This is a genomic window from Deinococcus sp. (genome assembly GCF_025362455.1).
In the GTDB taxonomy this organism is placed as follows: Bacteria; Deinococcota; Deinococci; order Deinococcales; family Deinococcaceae; genus Deinococcus.
Window position 1 is genome coordinate 1 of the sequence record NZ_JANYGJ010000068.1, and the last position, 6270, is coordinate 6270.

At 59.7% G+C, this 6270-nt stretch carries 6 protein-coding genes and 3 pseudogenes; 6 read left to right on the forward strand and 3 right to left on the reverse strand.

Annotated elements, in window-relative coordinates:
• Window positions 1-691 precede the first annotated feature (691 nt).
• Window positions 692-1714: a magnesium transporter CorA family protein gene (locus Q0R23_RS04965; protein ID WP_293910990.1), complete on the forward strand. Its 1023-nt coding sequence runs from the start codon at window positions 692-694 to the stop codon at window positions 1712-1714.
• 409 nt (window positions 1715-2123) lie between these two features.
• On the opposite strand, the gene Q0R23_RS04970 is transcribed toward Q0R23_RS04965, so the two are convergent.
• Complete coding sequence (locus Q0R23_RS04970; protein ID WP_293910992.1) at window positions 2124-2819, reverse strand: hypothetical protein; 696 nt, start codon at window positions 2817-2819, stop codon at window positions 2124-2126.
• Window positions 2820-3039: 220 nt separating this feature from the next.
• Window positions 3040-3192: pseudogene (locus Q0R23_RS04975) on the reverse strand (Tn3 family transposase); the annotation flags it as partial.
• Window positions 3193-3217: 25 nt separating this feature from the next.
• Between Q0R23_RS04975 and Q0R23_RS04980 the strand changes: the two are divergent.
• Window positions 3218-3688: a hypothetical protein gene (locus tag Q0R23_RS04980; RefSeq protein WP_293910994.1), complete on the forward strand. Its 471-nt coding sequence runs from the start codon at window positions 3218-3220 to the stop codon at window positions 3686-3688.
• 2 nt (window positions 3689-3690) lie between these two features.
• Complete coding sequence (locus tag Q0R23_RS04985) at window positions 3691-4086, forward strand: heme-binding protein (protein WP_293910996.1); 396 nt, start codon at window positions 3691-3693, stop codon at window positions 4084-4086.
• A 336-nt stretch (window positions 4087-4422) separates the two neighbouring features.
• Here Q0R23_RS04985 and Q0R23_RS04990 read toward each other — a convergent pair.
• Window positions 4423-4668: pseudogene (locus Q0R23_RS04990) on the reverse strand (IS6 family transposase); the annotation flags it as partial.
• A gap of 87 nt (window positions 4669-4755) precedes the next feature.
• Here Q0R23_RS04990 and Q0R23_RS04995 point away from each other — a divergent pair.
• The 3 genes and pseudogenes from Q0R23_RS04995 to Q0R23_RS05005 all read left to right on the forward strand — a co-directional run.
• A complete protein-coding gene (locus Q0R23_RS04995) occupies window positions 4756-5526 on the forward strand; it encodes an IS4 family transposase (protein ID WP_293910998.1) in 771 nt (256 codons plus the stop codon).
• 52 nt (window positions 5527-5578) lie between these two features.
• Window positions 5579-6097 (forward strand): transposase, encoded by a 519-nt coding sequence (locus tag Q0R23_RS05000; RefSeq protein ID WP_293911000.1) that lies wholly within the window; start codon window positions 5579-5581, stop codon window positions 6095-6097.
• Window positions 6098-6124: 27 nt separating this feature from the next.
• Window positions 6125-6270 (forward strand): annotated as a pseudogene (locus Q0R23_RS05005) (DDE-type integrase/transposase/recombinase); the annotation flags it as partial.

Sequence of the window (6270 nt, forward strand, 5' to 3'; positions counted from 1 at the left end):
AACAGGCTATCGTGGGTCAGTCGGCTCTGGGTTGCTTTCATTGCAGAAACACCCTACAGGAGCCGACGTCCCTTGTCAGCGAAAAGCTAGCTGTGATACCGCCCTACACGGTGTTTTTTACGTTTTGACCCCTACAGAGAGATCAGTGACACCGGCACTGGCAGTTCATCGACGTTCACAAGTGCAGCACTGGCATAACGTTGTCCCAACCGAACTGACTTATGAGAACTGGAGTAGTTGTACGATAAACCTTCCATTTCTCGGCCACTATGAAGCGATACCGTGTAATCAAAGGCCAGATAGACCTGGTGCGAGGCGACCTCGGCACGTGCCCGTAGGTGTGCTGAACTAATCGGGGACGACGCGGCCATCCGGGCAGCGATGGTGCTTTTGCTGGCTCCGCACAGGGTCGCGATGGCGTGTGTACCGGGGGTCTGCCGCAGCAGACCCGTGAGGCAGGCCAAGTGTAGACTGGACGGGCAGAACTTTGACATTTTGCCAGGAGACCGCGCTGATCGCACTTTTTCAAGTGTCATTCAGCGCGTTTCCCGTCCTGTGCGTCCGTCCCGCAGCTTTGGAAACTCTTGTTATCTTCCTTAGCGCAGGTTTCTGCGCGAACTCTAGTGCGACCCCATTAAGGCGACACAACCCCTGGATAAGGTATGGCCAAGACCGCCCACAAGGAGATCCAATGCCCTCACAGCTCGTCCCGAAAGCCCCCGACTCCGAGATCGCCGGTCACCTCCGTGCCTGCGTGTTCAATCAGGCCGGCACTGCCGTCATCGAGAAACGCGCCGTTCCGACCGAGGCGGCTCCGAAAGGCGGCTTCATCTGGTTCGACGTCACCGACCCTAGTGCCGAGGGCATGGCGTTGCTGCAGTCACGGTTCAAGCTGCATCCGCTGGCGGTCGAGGACGCCCTGCACGCCCATCAGCGTTCCAAGGCGGAAAGCTACCCGGGCTTCGAGTTCGTGGTGGTTCACAGCGTCTCCCAGGGTGAGCAGGATCTGCTACAGGTTCACGAGCTGAATCTCTTCATCGGCACCGACTTCGTGATCAGCGTCCGTCATGGACACGGCTTCTCTACGCAGGACATCGTGGACCGCTGGGACCGCGTGCCTGAGGACTGGCGCTCTGACCCGAGCAGTCTGTTCTACGTGCTGCTCGACGCGATGGTCGACGAGTACGCGCCGTTCGCCGACGCTTTGGAAGACGACCTCCGGGAATTGCGCCACCGCCTAGTCGACCAGCGTCACCTGGACGAGGACGTGGTCCGGAAGATCTTCAGGTTGAGCGAGCTTGCTTCCGCGTCGCACGCGGTGGTGTTCCCGCTCAAAGATGTGCTGACCACCTTGTTGCGGGTGGGGCCACCGGTCGTGAGTGAGAACGAGATCCCTTACTTCCGCGACATCCGTGACCATGCTGAGCATGTCATCGAGCGCCTGAGCCACGCGCAGACCATGGCCGACCGGGCGTTCGACATCTATCACGCGCTGGAGAACCGTGCGCAGGTGGCCGTCTCGAAGCAGCTGACGCAGGTGGCCACGGTGTTTCTGCCCCTGACGCTGGTGACTGGGTTCTTTGGACAGAACTTCGGCTTCCTGGTGAACAAGCTGCTCGTCAGTGCCACATCCTTCTGGATATTCTGCGTCGGTGGAGAATTACTCGTGGCGCTGATCGCGGTGCTGTACGTCATCCGGGTCGGCCAGCGGTAGGGCGGGTTATGGGAACGGCGTCCAGAGCACCAAATTGGATTGTCGGATTCGGCCTGCGCGTGAAGGAGCACCCTGACATGTGTGGCCTGGGGTTGACATTAGAATGAAGCAATTTTCAATTAGATGTAGCGGTTCCGTTAAGCCAACTGAATGTCATGTACATTATGAAGGATATAAGTCTAATTGGCTTTGTGCATACGTTGCTTAATTCGGCATCCGCTGGCTCTCCCGCACCTTGCGTGCCCTGGGTCTCCCCACGGAGTTGTGTTGCCTTAACCAGGTCGGGGTAGGCTAACCTGCCGTGTATGATGCGAAACCGCATTGGCGCTGCTTCTTTGCGACAGTAGCGCCATTAACGACGCTTGGCTGCAGAGCGCTCCGGCTGACATCTGGAAGACGGTCCCGCTGGTTACGCCAGGATATTCACCGCCCGGCTCGCCACCAGCGCGATGGTCAGCAGTGAGGTGGCCGACTGGATCATCATCAGTACCTTGACGTTGGGCGTCAGCGGCAGGGTATCGGTGGGTGAAAAGGCCGTAGCGTTGGTAAACGAGACGAACAGGTAATCGAGAAACGAGGGGCACCAGCCGCCTGGACCAGCCGCCATGCTCATCTGTGGAAACAGTAGGTCCGGTCCCCGCTCCGAGCCGGTTTGCCGCTTGAACGGCCCGCCCCGGTCGAGTTCCCAGTACCACAGGGCGTAGACGATGATATTGGTAAACCAAATATTGAGCGCGCCGATCAGTAGCAGCCGTCCGGTGGCCTTGCTGCCATGCAGCAGCGAATAGACCAGCAAGGCCAGCGAGGCCAGGTTCGCTAGATTCAGGATAGCAATCAGGACGAACGCCAGCACTCGCATGGCCCCGTGGGATGGTAACCAACCCTGACCAAGTTCGGCAGGACCCACCCCGCGCCGATGTTGGGCGCGGCGCAGAGCGCTCAGCGGAATGAGTAGGCCCGCTTCCAGCGCCGGCACCAACCAGTTGGGTCCGGCAGTCAGGCGCTCGTTGAGCAGCACCTGAAGGGCAATGATGGCGAGGATGGCAATGCGGGCGGGCCACAATGACTCGTTCGGAGGGGTGTGAGTGAACGGAACATCGGCCACGTGGACTCCTGAGGGTGAGGTTCACCGCGTCATGGTCGCAGCGCGCCTGGCCTCCCGGTAGGGGCCACCTCACCAACTCAACGATGAACGACGACGGACAGTCCAAGATGAAACGGTCGCGTTCCCTTAACTGGCGTCACAGCAGACTGAGAGCAGGAGAGGGACAAGACACGATCCTGAAATTTTCGTACCCTAAGCAAATAACGTCGTGCCAGACGGGTCAGCGACCCAGCTCTCGGTAGGTGCCGCTCAGCGGCACCAGGTCTTCTCGCCAAAGGTAGTCTCCCGTCAGACCGATGTGTTCCCAGCCGAGTGGAGAAACGTGGGCCAGCAATTCGTCCAGCACGGTCTTGCCTTCCTCCCGCACTACCTCCACGACACGTCCCTTTGGCGGTATCGTGGTCTCGCAGGTGGCCGAGGCCATTCCCACCAAGATCTCCAAGCTCGTTTACCTGGCGGCCTTCATTCCCCAGAACGGCAAGAGCGCCAATACGCTGAGCATGATGGACACCCAGTCCCTGTTCGGTAAGTACGTGACGCCCACTGCAACCACGCTGGTGTTCAACCTGGACGGCATCCAGCCAGTCTTTTGCAACGATTGCAGTGCCAGCGACGTCGCCATGTTGAAGGCCAAGCTGCGCCCGGAACCGCTGATACCTTTCGCCACCCCCGTGGCCCTGACGGCCGCGAACTACGGCAGCGTGGCCAAATACGACATCCTGACCAAGCGAGACCACGCAGTGAGCTACCCCTTCCAGCAGACGCTTCAGGCGCGTGGCAGGTTCGTCAAGAGCATTGAGCTGGACAGCTCCCACGTGCCGTTCTTCTCCCAGCCGGACGTGCTGAGCAGAGCGCTGGAAGGACTCTGAGCATGCTGAACCTCGCTCTCGCTCGTACGCTGATTGCCGCCGCCGAACAGAAGGCCCGGGAGATCGGCCAGCCGATGAATATCGCGGTGGTCGACGCCGGGGGCAACCTGATCGCCCACGTTCGGATGGATGGAGCCTGGATCGGCAGCATCGACATCTCGATCAACAAGGCGTTCACCTCGCGCGCGTTCGATATCAGCACCAAGGATCTCGGAGAGAACAGCCAGCCGGGTGGGCAGTTCTACGGCATCCACACCTCGAACCATGGCCGGGTGATGATCTTCGTGGGGGGCATTCCACTGAAACAGGGCGGTGTGGTGGTCGGCGCCATCGGCGTGAGTGGCGGCAGCGGCGAACAGGATCAGGCCGTGGCCGAAGCCGGTGCCGCTGGGATGTAAAAGCGTTCGGACGCAGCATGGGCCACCAGCGAAACGGATGATTTGCCAAGGAAGCAGACTCGCTCACCATAGCTAAGCAGTTATGCCTGGAGAATCGAGACACCGAGCATACCAACGTGTCAGTCAAGTAAATCATATCACTTTGCGTTTGGTAACAGCTTCCTTAAACCACCACCTCGTCGACAGCACGCCATAACCAATGTTGGACGCCATTGACGCTCGTACAGATCTGATACTGTCGGCGAATTCAAAACGTTCCGTGTTCATGGGTTGATGAATGCTTTTCAGTCGCGCAAAACGCTGTATTCGGTACCGCTTCTTCGAATTCGCCGACGGTATCCAGACCTCGTCCAAATGCCACTGGGAACCCCGACGGGGTTCCCAGTGGCGCAGGTCGTCAGCGAAAAGGGGTCCGAACTTGATAGACCATTCGCGCAGCGTCTCGTGGCTGACCTCAATGCCGCGCTGGTGGAGCAATTCCTGAACGTCCCGGTAACTCAGCGGGAAGCGATGGTAGAGCCAAACGGCGTGCTGGATGATCGTCATTGGAAAGCGGTGGCGGTAAGGCTTGGCGTCGGTCACGGCGGGTCAGCCTACCCCGACCCAGTTAAGGCCAATGCCAGTAAGTTAAGGGGTTCGGACCGACCGGCTAAGGTGTCAAGATGAAGGATGAACCTTGGCACCGCACTGCTGACCACGGCTCGCGATCAGCCACTCGACCACCAGGGCACCTTCGCCAATAGCCTTGACGCAGCGTTGGTGACGCAAGCTCTTGAAGCGACGGGAACTGCTTCGGTTCGCCGCCGCAAGCTCCCTGCGGAACGCGCCGTGTGGTTGATGCTCGGCATGGCGCTCCTACGCGACCGGTCGATTCAGGCAGTATGCGACCATCTGCATCTGGTCTTCCCTGATCACAACGGGAAGACAACCATCAGCTCGGCGGCCCTGGTGCAGGCGCGTGACCGACTGGGTACGGCCCCTCTCAAGCACCTGTTCAATGCCGTTGTGAGTCGTCATGGCCATGAGCAACTTGAAGCCCACCGCTGGCGTGGTCTGGCGGTACTGGGCATCGATGGCACAACGATCCGGGTACCGGATAGGAGCGAGAATCGCGCGCATTTCACTCTGCCCTCGAGTGGTGCACACCGTGAGAGCGCATATCCGCAAGCCCGAGTGGTCGGCCTGATGGCGCTCGGGTCGCATTTCCTGCTGGATTTGAAGATCGGCGCGTATACGGAGAGCGAGGAATCGCTCTCCAGCGGCTTCGATGAGCACCTGCCCGATCACTGTGTGCTGATGGTCGACCGAGGTCTATTGGACTACCGGCGGTTTTACCGCCATCAGCAGCGGGGCGAAGAGCGGCACTGGCTCGTACGAGCCAAAAGCAACCTGGTGTGGACAGTGTTGGAGATTCTGGGACCGAATGAGGCCACCCGCTGAAGTTCCTTTTCGCAGACCTGCGCGCAGGTCTGCGCCTACCTCGCCCCGCAGCATGCCGATCCGCGTCATCTGCTACCAGCTCCCGGGCTTCAAGCCACAGTGGCTGCTGACGTCAATGCAAGGCGCCGAGCGCTACCCGGCGGCCGAGATCATTAAGCTCTACCACCAGCGCTGGGAACTCGAAACGGGGTTCGACGAAGTGCACACGCATACCCTGGAACGATTGGAGGCATTGCGCTCTCAGACGCCGGACCGAATTCGCCAGGAACTGTTCGCGCTGGCCGTGGTGTACGACCTGGTACGCCTGGAAATGGCCCGGGTGGCCGGGTATCTGGAGGTCAGTCCCTTACGTATTTCGTACTGGACCAGCTTGTTGCTGATCCGGACGTTGTGGCTCAGCGCGTGGGTGGTGGCCGCTGGTCGTCTTCCACAGTATTTGGAGCAACTGGCCGGTGATATCGCGTTGCTCGTTCTTCCTGCCAGAAGACCTCGCTCGTACCCACGGGCTGTCAAAATCAAGATGACCCGCTATCCAAGAAAAGTACGTGCCAGTGCCCCGCTACCCTCTTAACTTACTGGCATTGCAGTTAAGGCAACACAATCCCGGGAACCCCGACGGGGTTCCCGGTGGTTCCTGGATGAGGTGTGTATCGATATGGCGGGCAAAAAACACTGGTTGTGGCGGGCCGTCGATGAATCCGGTGCAGTGCTCGACATTCTCTTGCAACCTCACCGGAACGCTGA